The organism is Austwickia chelonae NBRC 105200, assembly GCF_000298175.1.
Lineage (GTDB): Bacteria > Actinomycetota > Actinomycetes > Actinomycetales > Dermatophilaceae > Austwickia > Austwickia chelonae.
The window spans coordinates 1-19,505 of record NZ_BAGZ01000002.1 but is presented as its reverse complement, the minus strand read 5'-3'; the positions used below and the strand labels follow the sequence as shown (position 1 = coordinate 19,505).

At 67.1% G+C, this 19,505-nt stretch carries 15 protein-coding genes; 12 read left to right on the top strand and 3 right to left on the bottom strand.

Features of this window, described 5'->3' with window-relative positions:
* Positions 1–159 precede the first annotated feature (159 nt).
* A complete protein-coding gene (gene glgP, locus AUCHE_RS01090) occupies positions 160–2,736 on the top strand; it encodes an alpha-glucan family phosphorylase (protein WP_006501406.1) in 2,577 nt (858 codons plus the stop codon).
* Positions 2,737–2,862: 126 nt separating this feature from the next.
* Here the strand turns inward: glgP and glgX are convergent, their stop codons facing one another.
* Positions 2,863–4,983, bottom strand: coding sequence for a glycogen debranching protein GlgX (glgX, locus tag AUCHE_RS01085; RefSeq protein ID WP_006501405.1), 2,121 nt, complete (start codon positions 4,981–4,983; stop codon positions 2,863–2,865).
* Between the two features lie 166 nt (positions 4,984–5,149).
* Between glgX and AUCHE_RS01080 the strand changes: the two genes are divergently transcribed.
* The 8 genes from AUCHE_RS01080 (at position 5,150) to mnmA (ending at position 11,952) form a co-directional block, all read left to right on the top strand.
* Positions 5,150–5,608 carry a nuclear hormone receptor family protein gene (locus tag AUCHE_RS01080; protein ID WP_040321112.1) on the top strand — a complete coding sequence of 153 codons (459 nt, stop codon included), beginning with the start codon at positions 5,150–5,152 and terminating at the stop codon, positions 5,606–5,608.
* 1 nt (position 5,609) lies between these two features.
* Positions 5,610–6,389, top strand: a complete 780-nt coding sequence (locus AUCHE_RS01075; protein WP_006501403.1) for an enoyl-CoA hydratase/isomerase family protein — start codon at positions 5,610–5,612, stop codon at positions 6,387–6,389.
* A gap of 125 nt (positions 6,390–6,514) precedes the next feature.
* Positions 6,515–7,282 carry an acyltransferase gene (locus AUCHE_RS15370; protein ID WP_217994325.1) on the top strand — a complete coding sequence of 256 codons (768 nt, stop codon included), beginning with the start codon at positions 6,515–6,517 and terminating at the stop codon, positions 7,280–7,282.
* 54 nt (positions 7,283–7,336) lie between these two features.
* Positions 7,337–7,480: a hypothetical protein gene (locus tag AUCHE_RS16425; RefSeq protein WP_155889030.1), complete on the top strand. Its 144-nt coding sequence runs from the start codon at positions 7,337–7,339 to the stop codon at positions 7,478–7,480.
* A gap of 41 nt (positions 7,481–7,521) precedes the next feature.
* On the top strand, positions 7,522–8,301 hold the full coding sequence (locus tag AUCHE_RS01065) for an electron transfer flavoprotein subunit beta/FixA family protein (RefSeq protein WP_006501401.1): 780 nt from the start codon (positions 7,522–7,524) through the stop codon (positions 8,299–8,301).
* Between the two features lie 27 nt (positions 8,302–8,328).
* On the top strand, positions 8,329–9,282 hold the full coding sequence (locus tag AUCHE_RS01060) for an electron transfer flavoprotein subunit alpha/FixB family protein (protein ID WP_006501400.1): 954 nt from the start codon (positions 8,329–8,331) through the stop codon (positions 9,280–9,282).
* 343 nt (positions 9,283–9,625) lie between these two features.
* Positions 9,626–10,855, top strand: coding sequence for a cysteine desulfurase family protein (locus AUCHE_RS01055; RefSeq protein WP_006501399.1), 1,230 nt, complete (start codon positions 9,626–9,628; stop codon positions 10,853–10,855).
* Positions 10,855–11,952, top strand: a complete 1,098-nt coding sequence (gene mnmA, locus AUCHE_RS01050) for a tRNA 2-thiouridine(34) synthase MnmA (protein ID WP_006501398.1) — start codon at positions 10,855–10,857, stop codon at positions 11,950–11,952. The genes AUCHE_RS01055 and mnmA overlap by 1 nt, the downstream gene beginning before the upstream one ends.
* Here the strand turns inward: mnmA and guaD are convergent.
* Positions 11,895–13,292 carry a guanine deaminase gene (guaD, locus tag AUCHE_RS01045; RefSeq protein WP_006501397.1) on the bottom strand — a complete coding sequence of 466 codons (1,398 nt, stop codon included), beginning with the start codon at positions 13,290–13,292 and terminating at the stop codon, positions 11,895–11,897. The two genes, mnmA and guaD, sit on opposite strands and share 58 nt — an antisense overlap.
* Before the next feature lie 181 nt (positions 13,293–13,473).
* On the opposite strand from guaD, the gene AUCHE_RS01040 reads away from it, so the two are divergent.
* Together AUCHE_RS01040 and AUCHE_RS01035 are read left to right on the top strand one after the other, a co-directional pair.
* On the top strand, positions 13,474–14,547 hold the full coding sequence (locus tag AUCHE_RS01040; protein ID WP_040321110.1) for a uroporphyrinogen decarboxylase/cobalamine-independent methonine synthase family protein: 1,074 nt from the start codon (positions 13,474–13,476) through the stop codon (positions 14,545–14,547).
* Between the two features lie 308 nt (positions 14,548–14,855).
* Positions 14,856–15,674 (top strand): hypothetical protein, encoded by an 819-nt coding sequence (locus tag AUCHE_RS01035; RefSeq protein ID WP_006501395.1) that lies wholly within the window; start codon positions 14,856–14,858, stop codon positions 15,672–15,674.
* 75 nt (positions 15,675–15,749) lie between these two features.
* Here AUCHE_RS01035 and asnB read toward each other — a convergent pair whose 3' ends face one another.
* On the bottom strand, positions 15,750–17,579 hold the full coding sequence (gene asnB / locus AUCHE_RS01030) for an asparagine synthase (glutamine-hydrolyzing) (protein ID WP_006501394.1): 1,830 nt from the start codon (positions 17,577–17,579) through the stop codon (positions 15,750–15,752).
* 204 nt (positions 17,580–17,783) lie between these two features.
* Between asnB and ligA the strand changes: the two genes are divergently transcribed.
* Positions 17,784–19,505 (top strand): NAD-dependent DNA ligase LigA (gene ligA / locus AUCHE_RS01025; RefSeq protein WP_169315958.1); only part of this gene is annotated, 1,722 nt, incomplete at its 3' end.

The following is a 19,505-nucleotide window of genomic DNA, read 5'->3' as shown; positions in this document are numbered from 1 at the left end:
CACCGGCGCCGTCGCCGGCGCTCCAGGCCCGAGGAACCCGCCTCCTCAGGAGGTGGGGGAATCGTCATGCCATCAGGTCGTCCGACCCGGACTGACCTGGGCATTTACTGTCTTCTTCGGGCTCGGCTTCTGTGCGCATGTCCCGTAATATCTCTTGTTGTGAAGGCTATTCGTCGCTTCAACGTCCGTTCTGTCCTGCCCGAGTCGATCAGCGAGTTGGGAGACTTGGCCGCCAACCTGCGTTGGTCCTGGCACACGGCAAGTCGTCGCCTCTTCGCCGAAACGGCCCCAGCACTGTGGGAGAAGGTGGGGCACGACCCGGTCGCACTGCTGTCGAATCTGTCAGCGGACGAACTGGGGCGCCTGGCCGCCGACCCCGCCTATGTCGCCCGGGTCAAAGCCGCCCACGCCGACCTGCAGGCCTACATCACCGGGGACCGCTGGTACCAACGGTGGGCGCAAGAAGCACCGGGGCAGGTGCCTCAGTCGATCGCCTACTTCTCCGCCGAGTTCGGTATCACCGAGGTGCTTCCCCAGTACTCCGGTGGCCTGGGCATCCTCGCCGGGGACCACCTCAAATCGGCCTCCGACCTGGGCGTCCCGGTCGTCGGCGTCGGCCTGTTCTACCAGACGGGCTATTTCGCCCAGTCGCTGAACCGGGACGGCTGGCAGCAGGAGACCTACCCGGTGCTCGACCCCGACGGCCTTCCCCTGTCCCTGCTGCGTGACGACGACGGAAAGCCCGTCCTGATCAGCCTCCAGATGCCCGGCCGCCGCACCCTGCACGCCTTCGTCTGGAAGGCCCAGGTCGGCCGGATCCCCCTGCTCCTGCTCGACTCCGACGTCCACGAGAACGACCCTGACCTGCGTACGGTCACCAACCGGCTCTACGGCGGCGGCGGCGAGCAGCGCCTTCTGCAGGAGATGCTGCTGGGCATGGGCGGGGTACGCGCACTCCGCGCGTGGAGCGCGCTCACCGGCACGCCGGAGCCAGACGTCTACCACTGCAACGAGGGTCACGCCGGCTTCCTGGGGATCGAACGGGTCCACGAACTGGTCACCCAGAAGGGGCTGACCTTCGACGAAGCCGTCGAAGCCACCCGCGCCGCCACCGTATTCACCACGCACACCCCGGTTCCCGCCGGTATCGACCGCTTCGGCACCGACCAGATCCGCCACTACTTCGGCGGGGACAACACCCTCGACGGCGTCCCCACGGACCGTCTGCTGGCCCTGGGCGCCGAAACCTACGCCGGCGGGGAGAGCGGCGTGTTCAACATGGCCGTGATGGGCCTGCGGATGGCCAAACACTCCAACGGGGTGTCGAAACTGCACGGCCTGGTCAGCCGGGACATGTTCCACGGCCTGTGGCCCGGATTCGACGACTCCGAGGTGCCGATCACCTCGATCACCAACGGCGTACACGCCCCCACCTGGGTCGACCAGCGGATCTTCGACCTGGCCGACACCTACGGCCCCTTGGAGTCCTCCAGCGCGAAGATCGCCCAGTTCGCCGAACGGGCCACCGACGAACAGATCTGGTCGGTGAAACGTGAACTGCGCCAGACCCTGGTCGACATGGCCCGCACCCGGATGAAGGACAGCTGGATCCACCGCGGGGCAGCCCTGCCCGAACTGGGATGGACCCAGTCGATCCTCGACCCGGACGTCCTCACCATCGGATTCGCCCGACGGGTCCCCACGTACAAACGGCTCACCCTGATGCTGCGCGACCCCGAACGGCTCAAGCGGATCCTGCTCGACCCCGAACGTCCGGTGCAGCTGGTCATCGCCGGGAAGAGTCATCCCGCAGACGACAACGGCAAACGCCTCATCCAGATGATGGTGCAATTCGCCGACGACCCGCAGATCCGTCACCGGATCGTCTTCCTGCCCAACTACGACATCGGCATGGCCCGCCATCTCTACCCGGGCTGCGACGTCTGGTTGAACAACCCCCTGCGCCCGCTGGAGGCCTGCGGCACCTCCGGGATGAAAGCCGCGCTGAACGGCGGCCTCAACCTGTCGATCCTCGACGGCTGGTGGGACGAATGGTTCGACGGCGAGAACGGATGGGACATCCCCACGGCCGACGGCATCACCGACCCCGACCGGCGCGACGACATCGAAGCCGCAGCCCTGTACGACCTGATCGAGAACCGGGTCGCACCACGCTTCTACGACGTCGACGAGAAGGGCGTCCCGCGCCGCTGGGTGGCCATGATGCGCCACACCCTGGCCACCCTGGGCCCCAAGGTCCTGGCCACCCGCCAGGTCCAGGACTACACCCGCGACCTCTACCTGCCGGCGGCCCAGGCCAATCGGACGATGGCCGACCGCGGCTTCGAAGCGGCGAAGGACCTGGCCTCCTACCGGCAGAAGGTCACCGACCAGTGGTCCCATCTGCACGTCGACCACGTCGAATCGGCCGGCGTGCCGGACGCACCCCAGGTGGGTGACACCTTCCGGATCAGTGCCTTCGTCTCCTTGGCGGCACTGCGCCCGGAGGACGTCTCCGTCCAGGTGGTCTACGGTCACGTCGACGCCAACGACCAACTGTCCGGCACCGCCATCCAGGAACTGGCCCTGGCCGAGTCCTACGAAGGCGGGAGGCACCGGTTCGAGGGCGACCTCCGGGTCACCGAGACCGGGGCCTTCGGGTACACCGTCCGGATCGTACCCACCCACCGCTACCTGACCTCACCGGCGGAGTTCGGGCTGGCGGTCAACGCCTGAGCGTCATCGCACCCTCGAGGGGGCCGTCCACCTTGTCCGGTGGTCGGCCCCCTCGATCATGGGAAAGAGCCGCATCCAGGTAGGACATCGTGTCCTCCGCCGACGGCCACGGCGGAGGCCGGCCGGTCATACGAGCTGGTAGACCTGCAGGGTCGACGCGCCGACGTCGGTGACATGGCCGGGGTCGATACGTCCGCCGTCGCCGGGACGTTCCCACCCGGAGTCCCAGATGAGCTGGTAGCTGCGCCCCCCGGACAGCGGGGGCATGGTCACCTCTTCGGTGGCATGTTTCCCCTGGAAGACCAGGAGGAAGGATGCGCAGGTGATCCCGTCGCCGAGCAAGAGCATCTGCAGCACCCGACAGCGGGGGTCCTCCCAGGACTGGCTGGTCATGGGTTCGCCGTAGCGACCGAACCAGAGCACGTCCACCCGGCTGTCTCCCGGGCGGGGGTGGCGGCTGAAGAAACTGGCCTGACGGAAGACCTGGTTCTCCCGGCGCAACCGGCTCAGGAAACCCACGGTGTCGGCGAGATCCTCCTGCCACTGTTCCAACTGCCAGTCGATCCAGCTGATCTCGTTGTCCTGGCAGTAGGCGTTGTTATTGCCCTGTTGGGTGCGGCCGATCTCGTCCCCGGCGCAGAGCATGGGTACGCCGGTGGCCAGCATCGTGGTGGCCAGCAGGTTGCGGATGCTGCGTCGTCGTGAGCCCAGGATCTGCGGGTCGACGGTGACGCCTTCGACACCGTGGTTGTAGGAACGGTTGTCGCCGTGGCCGTCCCGGTTCTGTTCTCCGTTGGCGTCATTGTGTTTGTCGGCGTACGCGGTGACATCGGCGGTGGTGAAACCGTCGTGGGCGGCGACATAGTTGACGCTGGCCAGGGGGCCGCGGTCGCTGTGGTCGAAGAGGTCCTGGCTGCCGGCCATCCGGGTGGCCAGCTCCCGGACGCCATGCCCCCGGTAGGCGGTGGCCGCCATGTCGACCAGCCAGAAGGTGCGCACGGTGTCGCGGAAACGGTCGTTCCATTCGGCGAAGGGTGGGGGGAACTGCCCTGTCCGCCATCCGTGGACGCCACAGTCCCATGGTTCGGCGACCAGCTTCACCCGGGAGAGCACCGGGTCGGTGCGCAGGGCCACGAAGAAAGGATTGTTCGGGTCGTAGTCGTGATTGCGGCCGCGGGCGAGTGCGACGCCCAGGTCGAAGCGGAAGCCGTCGACGTGGCATTCGGTCACCCAGTAACGCAGCGAGTCGAGCACCATCCCGGTCACCATGGGGTGACGCATGTCGACGGTGTTGCCGCACCCGGTGACGTCGATGTCCTGTCCGCGGTCGTCGATCCGGTAGTAGTTCCGGTTGTCGAAGCCGCGCCAGCTCAGTGTCGGACCGCTCTGGCCCTGTTCACAGGTGTGGTTGTAGACCACGTCGAGCAGGACCTCGAGGCCGTGGGCGTGCAGGGTGCGCACCATCGACTTGAACTCGTCGAGGGCGCCCTGCGGGTCGGGAGCAGCCGCGTAGGGGGCGTGCGGGGCGAAGAAGCCCAGGGTGTTGTACCCCCAGTAGTTGGTCAGGCCCAACCGGGAGAGTCGGGGTTCGGAGACGGAGGCGTGGACGGGGAGGAGTTCGACGGTGGTGATCCCGATCCGGTGCAGGTGGTCGAGGAAGGCCGGGTGGGCGAGTCCTGCGTAGGTGCCGCGCAGTTCGTCGGGGATTCCCGGATGCGTCCTGGTGGCTCCGCGTACGTGGGCCTCGTAGACGACGGAGTCGCTCCAGGGGATCCTCCGGGGGGACGGTTCCTCGGACCAGTCGAAGTGGTCGTCCACGACGACGCCGCGGGGCACGAAGGCGGCGCTGTCCCGGCCGTCGATCAGGTCGCCGGTGTTCTGCAGGTGGTTGTCGACGACGTGCCCGAAGATCTCCGGGGCGAGGACGGTCTCGCCGCTGATCGCCCGCGCGTAGGGGTCGAGGAGCAGTTTGGCGGGATTGTGTCGTTCCCCACGTTCGGGGCGCCAGTCGCCGTGGACGCGGTATCCGTAGTGCTGCCCGGGGCCGACGTCGGGGACGTGCCCGAACCAGACGCCGTGGACCCGGTCGGTCAGTTCGATGCGTCGTTCGGAGCGGCCGGAGCGGTCCCCGGAGTCGAAGAGACACAGTTCGACGGCTTCGGCGGTCGAGGCGAAGACCGCGAAGTCCGTGCCCTGCTGCATGGGTCGGGCCCCGAGGAGGGGCGGCAGATCCGGGCTGTGGCGCACTCTGACACCATATCCGGCCGATGGGTACGACGACTGCGCGGAGCCCAGGTGAGCTGTTCGTCGGAGGGGGTCGTGAGCCCTGCGGAGAGGGCGTAGGGACGGACTTCCACGGCGGCTCGAGGACCTCTACTGGTGTCATCGCGTGTCGCCCGACTACGTTGGGGGCATGAGCGATCCCACTAGTCTGCCCAATTTCCCGCCGCCAGCCGACGAACAGCCCCTGCGTGGCCGTGTCCTCGATGCGCTGCAGGACGAGGGTTTCCGCCCCGACATCGACGCCGACGGCGACATCGCCTTCAAGGTGAACGGCCAGCAGCTCTTCGTCCACTGTTTCGAAGGTGAGGTGCCGCTGATGCGCATCTTCGGTCAGTGGCAGATCGACGAGACCCTGCCGGGTGACGAGACGGTGCAGCTGCGTAACTGCAACGAACTGTCCCTGCGTTTCAACCTGGTCAAGGCCGGCCTGGTCAACGGCACCCTCCTGGTGGCCGGTGAACAGATCTGCCTGCCCGCCACCGATGTGAAGCTGGTCTCCTCACTGCTGACGCAGCTGGTGCTGCAGGCGGTGCACGTCTGGCACGAGATGATGATGGGACGCGACCCGTTCAGCCAAGAACAGGCCTGACATGAGCGAGTACGTCCGCCTCGAGGTCGCCGACGGGATCGGCACCATCCGGGTCGACAAGCCGAGGATGAACCCTCTGGATGCGTCGGTTCAGGACGCGATTGCGGCTTACGCCGTCGAGGCGGACGCTCGCGATGACATCCGGGCCGTCATCGTGTACGGCGGTGAGCAGGTCTTCGCGGCCGGTGCCGACGTCAAGGAGATGTCCCGGATGTCTTATCCGGATATGGTCTGCCGGGCCAAGCACGTCGGAGGTTTCACCACGGCGGTGGCCCGGATCGGGAAACCGACCGTGGCCGCGATCGAGGGATATGCCCTGGGCGCCGGTTGCGAGCTGGCCCTGGCCTGCGATTTCCGGGTCGCCGCGCAGAATGCGGTGCTGGGCCAACCGGAGGTCCTGTTGGGGCTGATGCCCGGTGCCGGGGGCACTCAGCGCCTGCCGCGTCTGATCGGGCCGGCGAAGGCGAAGGACATGATCTTCACCGGACGGCAGGTCGACGCCCAGGAGGCCTTGCAGATGGGCCTGGTCGACGAGATCAGCGCGCCGGGCCAGGCTTGGGTCGCGGCCCGGGAGCGGATGCGTCGGTTCGTCGGCGGTCCGGCGATGGCCGTCCGACACGCCAAGGAGGCTGTCGACCGGGGCCTGGAGACCGACGTCGAGACGGGAACGGCCATCGAGGCGATGCTCTTCGCCGGGGTCTTCGCCACGGAGGATGCGCGGGCAGGAATGGCCTCCTTCGTCGAGAAGGGGCCGGGGAAGGCCGTATTCGAAGGGCGGTGACCGGCGCAGGTCGGATGTGCTCGTGTCGATAGGTTGGACGGCATGGCTCACCCGCGCTCGGGGTGCCTTGCTCCTGTATGCCAGGGGGCATGCGGGCCAGCTCGGAATATGCCCGGGGGAGATCGATGAGGAAGATGCTGGCGCACGCGCGCTGGGCGGTGACCCGAGGTGCGGTGCGGCCTCGTGACCTGGCGTCCTATGCGCGGATGGCGGCGATCTCGGCGAGATATCCGGATGTGACCTTCCTCGGTCCTTGTTTCATCTACGAGGACGTGGTCATCGAGGCCCGGCGGGGGTACGGGCGAGTCGTCATCGGCCCGTGGACGCATATCGGTCCGGGCTCGCGACTGCGCTGCCACGAGGGAACCCTACGGGTGGGGGCGAAGACGGTCTTCGGCGCACGGTGCACGGTGAACACCTGGTTGGACGTGGAGATCGGTGACGCCTGCCTGTTCGGTGACGACGTCTATCTGTGCGATTTCGACCACATCACGACGAGCACGCAGATCCCCATCAAGGATCAGGGGATCGTGAAGTCGCCGGTACGGGTGGGGGATGACGTCTGGTTGGGGACGAAGACGGTGGTCACCCGGGGCGCCCGCTTGGGTCGTGGCTGTGTGGTGGGGGCCTCGTCGGTGGTCCGGGGGGACTTCTCGCCTTTCTCGGTCGTGGTGGGGGCTCCTGCGCGTCTGGTGCGTTACCGCGACCAGGTGCAGGAGGAGATGAGGATGGCGGCGACCGCCGGGTTGGGTGCTGCGGAGGTGCTTCCGGTGGCGGTGGATCTGCAGGGGGCGAGCGGATTCGTCCCGTCGTTCTCCCCGTCCTCGGATTTCGCGATCTCGGCGCGTCGAGGGCTTTCTCCTCGTTTTCCGGGCGAGGGCGGGGCCTGCTGACCTGCGTCGAACGGGTGTGTGCCGCATCACTTCTGCTCGGAACGAGGGGAGTGCGTGCTTTGCGTAGTGTCGGTGGCAGTTGTCGGCCGGGGTGGAGGCGGCTGCGCCGAGGGTGATCTCTGCGCGGAGGCCGTGTCCTCGGCCGACTGGCTGCTCATCGGCCGCACCGTCCGTCGTCGGCTGCAGGACTGGCGATGAGCGTGTCCTGGCAGCCGGGCTAGGGAGAAGAAGGGCGAGACATGAACATCGTCGTCTGTGTCAAATACGTGCCGGACGCTCAGAACGATCGCTCCTTCGACGAGGACGGGACCACGGATCGGTCGTCTGCCGACGGTCTGCTGTCGGAGCTGGACGAGTACGCCATCGAGGAGGCCTTGAAGATCAAGGAGGTCGGGGACGGCGAGGTCACCGTGTTGACCCTCGGTCCGGAACGGGCTGTCGATGCGGTGAAGAAGGCCTTGCAGATGGGGGCCGACAAGGGTGTTCACGTCTGTGACGAGGCTGTCGCCGGTTCGGACGCGCCGGCGACCTCGTTGATCCTGGCCGCGGCGATCGAGAAGATCGGTCGCCCGGATCTCGTCCTGACCGGGATGGCCTCCACGGACGGGACGATGTCCGTGGTGCCGGCGATGTTGGCCGAGCGGCTGGGCCTGCCTCAGGTGACTTTCGCCTCCGAGCTGGTGGTCGACGGCGGCCGGGCGAGGATCCGCCGGGACGGTGACATCGCGACCGAGATGGTCGAGGCGGAACTGCCTGCGGTGGTCTCCGTGACCGATCAGATCAACGAACCGAGGTATCCCTCCTTCAAGGGGATCATGGCGGCCAAGAAGAAACCCGTCGAGACCTGGTCGTTGGCCGATGTGGGGGTCGACTCCGGGCAGGTCGGTCTCGACGCCGCGTGGACCAAGGTGTTGTCGACGGCGAAGCGTCCTCCGCGGGAGCAGGGCCTGATCGTCACCGACGACGGCCAGGGCGGTGCGGTGCTGGCCCAGTTCCTGTCCATCCAGAAGTTCGTCTGAGCCGGTTTCGCGAGAGGAGATAAGACGATGACCGAGGTTCTCGTCCTGGTCGATCACGTCGACGGGGCCGTGCGGAGGACGACGGCGGAGATGTTGACCCTGGCGGCGCGGCTGGGTGAGCCGTCTGCGGTATTCGTCGGCGAGGGGGTCGAGAAGGCGTCCGAGTCGTTGGGCAGGTACGGCGCGGCGAAGGTTTATGCCGTCGGCGGCGAGGCCGATGGCTATCTGGTGGCTCCGGTGGCGGAGGTCCTGGCGCAGCTTGTGGAGAAGACTTCTCCGGTGGCGGTGCTCGTGTCCAGTAGCGCGCACGGTAAGGAGATCGCGGCCCGGTTGTCGATCAAGTCGTCGTCCGGCTTGATCACGGATGCGGTCGACGTGCGGGCCGGGGGTGAAGGTGTGGAGACGACGCAGTCGGTCTTCGCCGGCTCCTATACGGTCGAGGCCACGGTGACCCAGGGGACGCCGATCATCACTGTGAAGCCCAATTCATGTGCTCCTCAGGAGATTTCAGGGGATGCCGCGGTGGAGAAGATCGACCTCGCCTTGTCGGATACGGCCAAGGGCGCCCGGATCACCGAACGTAAGGAGAAGCAGAAGTCGGGACGTCCGGAGCTCACCGAGGCCGCCATCGTGGTCTCCGGCGGCCGAGGTACCGGCGGCGACTTCTCTCCGGTGGAGTCCTTCGCCGATACGCTCGGGGCCGCGGTGGGGGCTTCGCGTGCTGCGGTCGACGCGGGCTGGTATCCGCACACCTCTCAGGTCGGTCAGACGGGCAAGCAGGTCAGCCCGCAGTTGTACGTGGCCTGCGGTATCTCCGGGGCGATCCAGCACCGGGCCGGGATGCAGACGTCCAAGACGATCATCGCGATCAACAAGGACGAGGAGGCGCCGATCTTCGAACTGGTCGATTTCGGGGTGGTCGGAGATCTGTTCGAGGTACTCCCGCAGGCCGATGCGCAGGTGAAGGCGACTCGAGGCTGAGAACGCCGATCTGGGATCGAGGGCCGGGCCGCAGCGGTGGGCCGGCCCTCGACTGCGGTCGGACGGCTGCGGACAGCACCGAGCCCCGACGGCTTCGGGGGGCAGCGTCGGGGCTCGGGTGATCGAAGGGCGGGAACCGGAAGGTCTTGGTTGTCGCCGACAGGACGAGATTACTGGACGGAAAGGTGACGTCCCGGTAACGAAGGTCCTTGTTTTGCGACAGAATCCCCGATAGTTGCGCAAATTGTGCGATGAGGCTGGGGCTCAACGGTATCGACTGGACGACCGTCCTGCTCGGAGGAAAGGCGTCGGCGGGACACAGGGACACCTAAGATTGATCCACGTGAGTGTCTACCTCGACCATGCCGCCACCTCGCCGATCCTCCCCGAGGTCGCGCAGGCGGTTCATGAGGCCATGCTGGAACTGGGCAACCCCAGCTCGCTGCACACCTGCGGGCGAGCCACCCGTCGGCGGGTGGAGGAAGCCAGGGAGGACCTGGCCGAGGCCTTGGGCGCTCGCCCCTCGGAGGTCCTCTTCACCTCCGGAGGCACCGAATCGGACAATCTCGCGGTCAAGGGGCTCTACCGACACGTCAACGCCTCCAACCCCCGGCGACGACGTCTCGTGGTCTCCTCCGCCGAGCACTCGGCCGTCCTGGACAGCGTCGAGGACCTCGTGGCCCACGAAGGGGCCCAGGTCACCTGGGTCGATCCCGGCCGGGACGGGGTGACCCGCCCGGAAGCCTTCCGCGCCGCCGTCGAGAACACGACACTCGGCGGGTCGGACACCGTCGTCGCCGTCCTCGGGATGTGGGCCAACAACGAGACCGGGGTGGTCCAACCCGTCGCCGAGATCTGCGCGCTGGCCCGTGAGTACGACCTACCCACCTTCACCGACGCCGTCCAGGCCGTCGGCAAGGTCCCGGTGGACTTCGCGGCCAGCGGAGCGACCCTCCTGGCAGCCACCGGCCACAAGATCGGAGGGCCTGTGGGGGCCGGCATCCTGCTGGCGGCCAGGGACGCCCCGGTGCGAGCGATCAGCCACGGCGGGGGACAGGAGCGTCGTCTGCGCAGCGGCACCCTGGCGATGCCGTTGATCGTGGGGCTGGCCAAGGCGGTGCGGCTGGCGGTGGACCGGCGGGCCGAGGAGGCTGTTCGCCTGGCCGAGCTGCGCGACCGGCTGATCCGCGGAGTGCTCGACACGGTCGAAGGAGCCCGCGTCACCGGGGTCTGGGAGCCCGGTGACGCGGTCGGCCGCGCCCCCACCCATGCCCACGTGCTGATCCCCGGATGCGAGGGCGATTCGTTGCTCTTCCTGCTGGACGCGGCCGGAGTGTCCTGTTCCACCGGGTCGGCCTGTCACGCCGGGGTCCCTCAGCCCAGTCACGTCCTGTTGGCGATGGGTTACCCCGAGGAAGAAGCCAGAGGCGCACTGCGTCTCACCCTGGGGTGGTCGAGTACCGGGGAAGATGTCGACGTCTTCCTGAGCGCACTGCCCGAGGCGGTGGAACGGGCTCAGCGTGCCCACGCGGCCACCGTGGCCCGGGCCGTGGCCCGGGAAGGAGCGCGTTGATGCGGATCGTGGCTGCCATGAGCGGCGGGGTCGACTCCGCCGTCGCCGCCTCCCGGATGGTCGAGGCCGGACACGACGTGGTCGGGGTGCACCTTGCGCTCTCCCGCAGCGCGGCGACCCTGCGTACCTCCGCCCGCGGATGTTGCACGGCCGAGGACTCCGACGACGCCCGACGAGTGGCCGACAAGGTCGGGATCCCCTTCTACGTCTGGGACATGGCCGAGGAGTTCCACCGTGACGTCGTCGAGGACTTCCTCACCGAGTACGCCGCCGGGCGTACCCCCAATCCGTGCTTGCGGTGCAACGAGCGCATCAAGTTCGCCGCGCTCTTGGACAAGGCCCTGGCCTTGGGCTTCGACGGAGTGGCCACCGGTCACTACGCCCAGGTGAGCATGCCCGGCGACAGGATGAACACGACAGGGCGTCGCGAACTGCACCGCGCCGTGGACCCGGCCAAGGACCAGTCCTATGTCTTGGGCGTGCTGGACGCCGAACAGCTGGCGTGTTCTTTCTTCCCGTTGGGTGATTCGACCAAGAGCCGTATCCGGGTGGAGGCTGCGGCGCGGGGATTCGCCGTGGCTGCCAAGCCGGACAGCCACGACATCTGTTTCATCGCCGACGGAGACACCCGGGGTTATCTCGCAGCGCGGCTCGGGGAGCAGCCCGGGCAGATCGTCGACGAGTCGGGCTCGGTGGTGGGCGAACACACCGGGGCTTACGCCTACACGGTGGGGCAACGTCGTGGTCTGGCTCTGCGCAGGCCTGCTCAGGACGGACGTCCTCGCTATGTCACCGAGGTCGACGTCCCGACGAACCGGGTGGTGATCGGCCCCGAGGAGATGTTGGGGATCGATGTCATCGTCGGCACCCGGGCGCGGTGGTGCGGCGCCCCGCCATCGGGGGAGCTGGCCTGCGGTGTACAGCTGCGGGCGCACGGGGAGGAGATCCCTGCGGTCGCCGTGGTCGAGGAGGAGGGCCAGGTCACGATCCGGTTGGCCCGGCGCACCAGGGGCGTGGCGGCCGGGCAGGCAGCGGTGCTCTACGAAGGCACTCGGGTGATCGGATCGGCCACTATCTGCGGAACTTCTCGGCGCTGACCTTCCCCGGGTGGCCGGGGCGGTTCGACACGGTCCCGGTCATGCCATTTCCGTCCGCCGACATAGGTGGCCTGTACGGTCCGGTCGTCCCCTAGGACGATCATCGCGAAGAGGAGATCGGCAAGGTGATCGGCCTGGGCGGTGCGGGCGCGTAGCAGCGGCGTCGCCGCGGGATCGAGCACGACCAGGTCGCCGTCGTAGCCGGGGCGGATCCGGCCGATGCGCTCGCCCAGCCCGATGGCGTCCGCGCCGCCGGCGGTGGCGAGATAGATCAGTTGCTCGGGGCTGATCGACCGGTCGTGCAGTTGGGCGGCTTTGTAGGCCTCAGCGAGCGTGCTCAGCAGGGAGAAGGAGGTGCCGGCGCCGACGTCGCTGCCGATGCCCACGGCCACCGGATGTGCGCCCTGGCGAGTGCGGATCAGGTCGAAGATCCCCGAGCCCAGGAAGAAGTTCGAGGTGGGGCAGTGTGCGATGGTCGCACCCCGCTCGGCGAGCAATGCGAGTTCGTCGGCGTCGAGATGGACGCCGTGTCCCAGGATGCTTCCGGGGCGGAGCAGCCCGTAACGGTCGTAGACCTCGGTGTAATTCCTGGCGCCGGGGAAGAGCTCCCGGACCCAGGCGATCTCCCGGAGGTTCTCCGAGAGGTGGGTCTGGACGGCCAGGTCGGGATAATCGTCGGCGAGGGCCTGGACGGCTTCGAGCTGGGCTTCGGTGGATGTCGGGGCGAACCGGGGGCTGATGACATAGTCGGCTCGTCCTCGGCCGTGCCAGCGTCCGATGAGTTCGGCCGACTCCGTGTAGGCCCGTTCGGGGGTGTCGCACAACCCGGGAGGTGCATGACGGTCCATGCACATCTTTCCGGTACGGATGCGCATGCCGCCGCGTTCCTCCGCTGCGGCGAACAGGGCGTCGACGGAGGCGGGGAAGACAGTGCTGTAGGAGGTCGCGCAGGTGGTGCCATTGCGGAGGAGTTCGTCGAGGAAGAAGTCCGCGTCCGTGCGGCACCGCTCCGGGGAGGCGAAGGCCAGCTCGGTGGGGAAGGTGTAGGTGTTCAACCAGTCGACGAGCTGGGCACCGTAGGAGGCGATCATCCGGCTCTGCGGGAAGTGGACATGGGTGTCGACGAACCCGGGCAGGATCAACCGGCCGGGGTAGTGGTGGATCACCGTCTCCGGAGGCAGGGTGCGTAGGAGAGGGCGGGCAGGACCGCAGTCGACGATCTGTCCGGCGGCGAGGACGATCAGGCCGTCGGATTCGTACCGGACCGACCGGGAGCTGTCGTCGACGAAGGGGTCTGCTTCGAAGGTGAGATAGGGGCCTCGCAGGGCGGTCTCGGACATCACACACTCGTTTCGGGCGGTGCTGGGGAACGCGCGGCAACAACTCCTCAGAGTATGAACAAGTTGAGGCAGGGTTGTGCTTTCTTAGTAAAAACTCATCGATACTTGATGAGAAGAATGCGAGGCTGTTCCCGCGCGAGCGCGGCTCACTCCGGCTGACGGGTCCGCCTAGGCTGAGCCGGTGAGCAGAAGCAGCGCACTCGGATCATGGCCCGGCCACGACGACAACATGGTGCGGGAGGCCGTGCACATCGTGCGCGACCTGCTGACCGATCAGAGCCGCACCGGACGACCCGGAGTCCCTTATCTCCCCGAGCTACCGGGGAGGGGGCCCGGTGCCGACATGATCGGCCGGACCGCGGCCCTGCTCGTCGACATGCCGGTCGACCTCCAGCCCTCCGGGTGGCGGATCGTCGACCGGCCCGGGCGCGACCACTCCAGGGCCCGCGGCTACCTGCGCAACGACCTCGACGAACTCGCCGAAGCCTTCGACGGTTACCACGGCATCCTCAAACTTCAGGTGGCCGGTCCCTGGACCCTGGCCGCCGAACTGCGCGTGCACCGGGGAGAGCGGACGATCGTCGACCCGGGAGCCTGCCGGGATGTCGCGGCTTCCCTGGCCGCCGGGATCGAGGAACATCTGGCCGACGTCCGTCGACTTCTGCCGGGAGCGGACCTGGTCGTCCAGGTGGACGAGCCGCTCCTCCCGGCCGTGCTGGCCGGCAGCCTTCCGACCAGCAGCGGATTCGGTCGGTTGCGTGCGATCGACCCCGAAGAGGTCCGGCGGCAGTTGGCGGAGGTGATCGACGTCGTCCGTCGGGAACGGTCTCCTCGGCGGACGGCGGATGCAGGCCGGGAAAACGCGACGGAACCGGCCACCGGGGGTGTGCTGGTTCATTGTTGCGCGGACAGGGTGCCGGTGCCTCTCCTGCGTCAGGCGGGCGCGGACGCCCTGGCCGTGGACATCTCCCGGCTCGGTGTCCGTGGCTGGGAATCGGTAGCGGAAGCAGTGGAGGACGGCATGGAGTTCTGGGCCGGGGTGCCTGTTCTCCCGGGGGAATCACCCACGGCGCAGACCCTGGCCGATCCCGTTCGCACCGCCTGGCGCGAGCTCGGGCTGGAACGACGACTACTCGACCAGGTCGTCCTCGCCCCGGCCTGCGGGCTCGCCGGGCACAGCCCCGCCGAGGCCGTCGCTGTCCATCGTCGGCTCGTCGAGGCCGCTGCCGAACTCGCCGAGGAAGCTGAACGTTAAGGGACGCTCGAGAAGAAGCAAAATAACTCAAAAAGGAACAAAATTCTTTTTCTTCTCATACTGCTCTGCTTAACGTAGCCTGGGTCCTGCGCCCTCCCAAGCGCATTCGGGTTCTTCCCGAGCCGTTCACCAGTCGTCGACCTGTGCCCTGAACAGGCCGTATCCACCTACGCCCCTGACTCGAGGAGCAGATCGGCGACCCTGCGCGAGTAGACCGACCCGGACGTCACCACGGTCGGTCGGACGGCCCCTGCGAGCCCGACACTGGCACACGACCGGCGCACAGGAGCGCCGGAAAGGGGTATGTCATGGCGAAGAAACGCCTGATCACTATCGGTACCGCGGCCCTCCTGGGCTTTGCCCTCACCGCAGGACCGGCACAAGCAGCCACCCCCGAACATCGGCCGGCCCCCGGTGCCGCCGCGCCTGCGGTCCCCAACCCCGGCATCCCCGCCCCGGTGGCGGAAGCACCCTCTGGTGAAGCCCTGCCGGTGCAACAACTCATCCCGGGAGAAGCACCCTGGAAGAGCAGCGCCATCGAGCAGAACCGCATCGTCGGCAAGAAAGCCACCATCGCCTCCTACGTCCAACGGGAGGAAAGGGCCTTCGGCTTCGACTTCACAGGACTCAAAGCCAAGGACGAAGTCACCGTCCGTTGGCGCACCGTGGTCCACACCAGCGATGTCGTCAGCACCAATGTCTACCGCGGTACCGACCCGGCCGCAGGCAAGGGCTGGTGGTACAGCGGACGTCAGCCCGGCTGGACCTCGGCCGATGTCACCGTCACACGCGACGGGAAGACCATCGCCTCCCTGCAGCTCATCAACCCCTACGCGGTGAGGATCTCCGATGTAGCGCTGTGCCACACCTTCGCCTTCCTGGCCAAGAATGCGCTCAGCGGCGACCGGATGCTCATCGAATGGACCATGGCGAGCGGTGAGATTCGGCAGCTCGACCTCGATGCAGGGCTCTTCCTCTCCGGCTGGCAGACCGGTTGGAGAACCGCCACCATCAAGGTCTACGAAGGGTCCAACCCGCTGAACCTCATCGCCAACCCGGTGACCATCGTCAACCCCGGATATGACGACGAGCAGCAGAAGAGCGCACTGCGCAACCTGGTCCGCTGACCCAGGACAGGAAAACCCGGTGGTCGGGACCCGCTGTCGAGCGGGTCCCGACCACCGGGGTATTCGCGGAACAGATCAGCCGAAGTAACGCTCGTGCCACACCAGGAAGATGTAGACCGTCCAGATGAGTCGGCTGTTGTCCACCTTGCCTGCGCTGTGGTCGTCGAGCAGCTGGCGGAGCATCTTCGTGTTGAAGAAATGCCGAGCGGTCGGTGAGGTGAAGGTGTCCCGCACCCTGCCGTTCCACGGCTGTTGCTTGAGCCACACCCGAATGGGCACCGGGAAACCGAGCTTCGGACGCTCGTAGTACTCCTTGGGCAGCTTGTTCTTCGCCGCCGCCCGGAAGGCCATCTTCGTCTGGTGACCGTCGACCCGGTACTCTGCCGGAATCTTCGCCGCGACCTTCATGACCTCCTTGTCCAGGAAGGGCACCCGGACCTCCAAGGAATTGGCCATCGACATCTTGTCGGCCTTCAGGAGGATGTCGCCGACCATCCACAGATTGATGTCCAGGTGCTGCATCCGGGTGACCTCGTCCTGGCCGACGGTCAGAGCGTAGCGAGGCCCGGTGATGTCCTGGGGGAGCAGCGGATTGCGCAGCTCGTCGTTCATCAGTGCTGCGACTTCCGGAGCACGGAAGTGGTAGGCGTTCCCGATGAAGCGGTCCTGCAGGTCGAGAGAACCACGACGCAGGTAGTTGTGCCCGTGCAGGCGGGGCATCTTGTCGCCCAACATGCCCAAACCACGACGCACCGGAGTCGGGGCTCCGGTCAGGTGCCGCAGACCGTAGGGCTCGTTGTAGATCTGGTAGCCACCGAAGAGTTCGTCGGCGCCTTCACCGGAGAGCACCACCTTGACGTGCTCCCTGGCCAGATTGGCCACGAAGTACAAGGGGACACACGCCGGGTCGGCCAGGGGCTCGTCCATGTGCCACTGGATGTCGGACAGGGTGTCCCAGTACTCGGTGGGCGTGATCACCTTCGAATGGGACTCCACGCCGATGTCCTTGGCCAGGGCCAGCGCCGCGTCGATCTCGCTGTAACCGGCATTGGCGAAGCCCACGGTGAAGGTGCGCTGCCCGCCGAAGCTGGCCGCCACGAAGCTGGAGTCGACACCCGAGGACAGGAAGGAACCCACCTCGACGTCGGCGATCATGTGGGCCTTCACCGAATCCTCCAGGACCGCCGAGAGTTCCTCGACGTGGTCCTCGAAGGGGCGACCGATCTCCGGTTGGAAGTCGGCGGACCAGTACCGCTTGATCTGGAACTTGCCGTCCTTCCACCGCAGGAAGTGGGCCGGGGGCAGCTTGTGGATGCCCTCGAACATCGTCTCGTCCAGCGGGTTGTACTGGAAGCTCAGGTAGCTCGCCAACCCCTGCAGGTTCAGTTCCCGCTTGACCTGAGGGTTCTCCAGGATGCACTTGATCTCGCTGGCCCAGACGATGCCGTCCCGCAGCGGGGCGTAGTAGAGCGGCTTGATGCCGAAGAAGTCGCGGGCCAGGAAGAGCTCCCGCTCCCTGGTGTCCCACACGGCGAAACCGAACATCCCGCGGATGTGGTCGAACATCTTGTCGCCGTACTCGTCGTAGGCGTGCAGCAGAACTTCGGTGTCCGACCGGGTGCGGAAGTTGTGTCCACGCGTGATGAGCTGGTCACGCAGACTCCGATAGTTGTAGATCTCACCGTTGAAGGTGATGACCTTCGTGCCGTCCTCGTTGAACAGGGGCTGGTGCCCGTCCTCCAGGTCGATGATCGAGAGACGGCGGAAGCCCAGATGAGCGTCTCCGTCGATGTGGAAACCGTCGTCGTCGGGGCCGCGGTGCGCGATCTGCCCGGCAGAAGCGCGGATGACCTGCTCTCGGTCATATGTCGTCGTCGGGTCGATAAAACCGCAAATACCGCACATTTCTCAGGCCTACCCCGCTGATGATCGCTCATAGCCGTCGGCTCGGACCGGCGGCCGGACCGAGCCACCTTATCGCGTCCGGCTGTTTTTCCAGCTTTTCCGTCCGGGCAGGACCCGCCCCCGCCGTCCCGTGTCGTCCAGGAGCCGCCCCCACCGTGCGGCACGATAGGAAATGTGACCCGCTTCTCCGACGAGACATCGCCTGTGCCCGCTCCCGCCCCCTCCGACGAGACACCCACGGCCGACACCCGAGCCCGACACGAATGGGCCGATCTGGCCGAGCAGATCAGGCAGCACCAGTTCGCCTACTACGTCAAGGACACCCCGACCGTCTCGGACGGCGAATTCGACCGGCTGATCGGTCGACTGACGCACCTGGAAGAGCGTTACCCCGAGCTGCGCACCCCCGACAGCCCGACCCAGCGGGTCGGCGGCACCTTCTCCACCGAGTTCACCCCGGTGGACCACCGCGAGCGGATGATGAGCCTCGACAACGTCTTCGACGAGGCCGAACTGGACGACTGGTTCGACCGGGTCCTCCGATCGGTCGGCGCGGCCCCGATCCACTGGCTGACCGAGCTGAAGATCGACGGACTGGCCGTCAACCTGCTCTACGAGAACGGACGGTTGACCCGGGCACTCACCAGAGGGGACGGACGTACGGGCGAGGACGTGACCATGAACGTCCGGACGATCGAAGGAATCCCCGGACGGCTGACCGGCACCTCGGAACACCCCGTGCCGGAACTGGTCGAGGTCCGGGGCGAGGTCTTCTTCCCCGTGGAAGCCTTCGCCGAGCTCAACGCCGGACTCGTCGAGGCCGGAAAATCGCCCTTCGCCAACCCGCGCAATGCCGCAGCAGGCTCCCTGCGCCAGAAAGACCCCCGGGTCACCGCCTCACGTCCGCTACGGATGCTGGTGCACGGCATCGGAGCACGGGTCGGCTTCGACATCAGCAGACAGTCGCAGGCCTATACGGCACTCGCCGCGTGGGGGCTCCCCACCAGCCCACACGCCCGCGTGCTCGACGACCCCCGGGAGGTCAGGGAACGGATCGCGTACTTCGGTGAGCACCGACACTCGGTCGAACACGAACTCGACGGCATCGTCGTCAAGGTCGACGAGATCGCGGTGCAACGATCCCTCGGATCGACCTCCCGGGCACCCCGCTGGGCCATCGCCTACAAGTACCCGCCCGAAGAGGTCACCACCACCTTGCTGGCCATCGAGGTCAACGTCGGTCGTACCGGACGGGTCACCCCCTACGGAGTGATGGAACCGGTGAAGGTCGCCGGATCGACCGTGTCCATGGCTACCCTGCACAACGGCTTCGACGTCAAACGCAAGGGCGTCCTCATCGGCGACACGATCGTGCTGCGCAAGGCCGGCGACGTGATCCCCGAGATCGTCGGACCGGTCGTCGAACTGCGCGAAGGCCACGAGACCGAGTTCGTCATGCCGACGCACTGCCCCGCCTGCGGCACCGAACTGGCCTTCGAGAAGGACGGCGACAAGGACATCCGGTGCCCCAACGCCCGGTCCTGCCCGAGCCAACTCCGCGAACGGGTCCACGGGCTGGCCTCGAGGGGAGCCTTCGACATCGAGGCCCTGGGATGGGAGGCCGCCGTCGCCCTCGCCGACCCCGAGAGCGGGCGTCCCGCAGAAGCGGACAGCTGGGGGACCCCTCGACACAAGCCCGTGCTGGACAGCGAGTCCAGACTGTTCTCCCTCACACTGGACGACCTGGCCGATGTGCGGGTGTGGCGTGAGACCCCTCTGACCCGGAAACGCATCGGGCCCCTGCGCCCCGAACGCGTGCCGTACTTCTTCACGAAAGCGACCGCGAAGTCACCGGGCAAACCGCGGGAGAACACCCTGCGGTTGTTCGAAGAACTCGAGAAAGCCAAGGCGCAGCCGCTGTGGCGG

What these genes read in the sequence shown, in the direction of transcription:
- AUCHE_RS01080 (WP_040321112.1), top strand. Translation starts at nt 5,150, where the DNA reads ATGAGCGATCCCACTAGTCTGCCCAATTTCCCGCCGCCAGCCGACGAA.
- AUCHE_RS01075 (WP_006501403.1), top strand. Translation starts at nt 5,610, where the DNA reads ATGAGCGAGTACGTCCGCCTCGAGGTCGCCGACGGGATCGGCACCATC.
- AUCHE_RS15370 (WP_217994325.1), top strand. Translation starts at nt 6,515, where the DNA reads ATGAGGAAGATGCTGGCGCACGCGCGCTGGGCGGTGACCCGAGGTGCG.
- AUCHE_RS01065 (WP_006501401.1), top strand. Translation starts at nt 7,522, where the DNA reads ATGAACATCGTCGTCTGTGTCAAATACGTGCCGGACGCTCAGAACGAT.
- AUCHE_RS01060 (WP_006501400.1), top strand. Translation starts at nt 8,329, where the DNA reads ATGACCGAGGTTCTCGTCCTGGTCGATCACGTCGACGGGGCCGTGCGG.
- mnmA (WP_006501398.1), top strand. Translation starts at nt 10,855, where the DNA reads ATGCGGATCGTGGCTGCCATGAGCGGCGGGGTCGACTCCGCCGTCGCC.
- guaD (WP_006501397.1), bottom strand. Translation starts at nt 13,292, where the DNA reads ATGTCCGAGACCGCCCTGCGAGGCCCCTATCTCACCTTCGAAGCAGAC.
- AUCHE_RS01035 (WP_006501395.1), top strand. Translation starts at nt 14,856, where the DNA reads ATGGCGAAGAAACGCCTGATCACTATCGGTACCGCGGCCCTCCTGGGC.
- asnB (WP_006501394.1), bottom strand. Translation starts at nt 17,579, where the DNA reads ATGTGCGGTATTTGCGGTTTTATCGACCCGACGACGACATATGACCGA.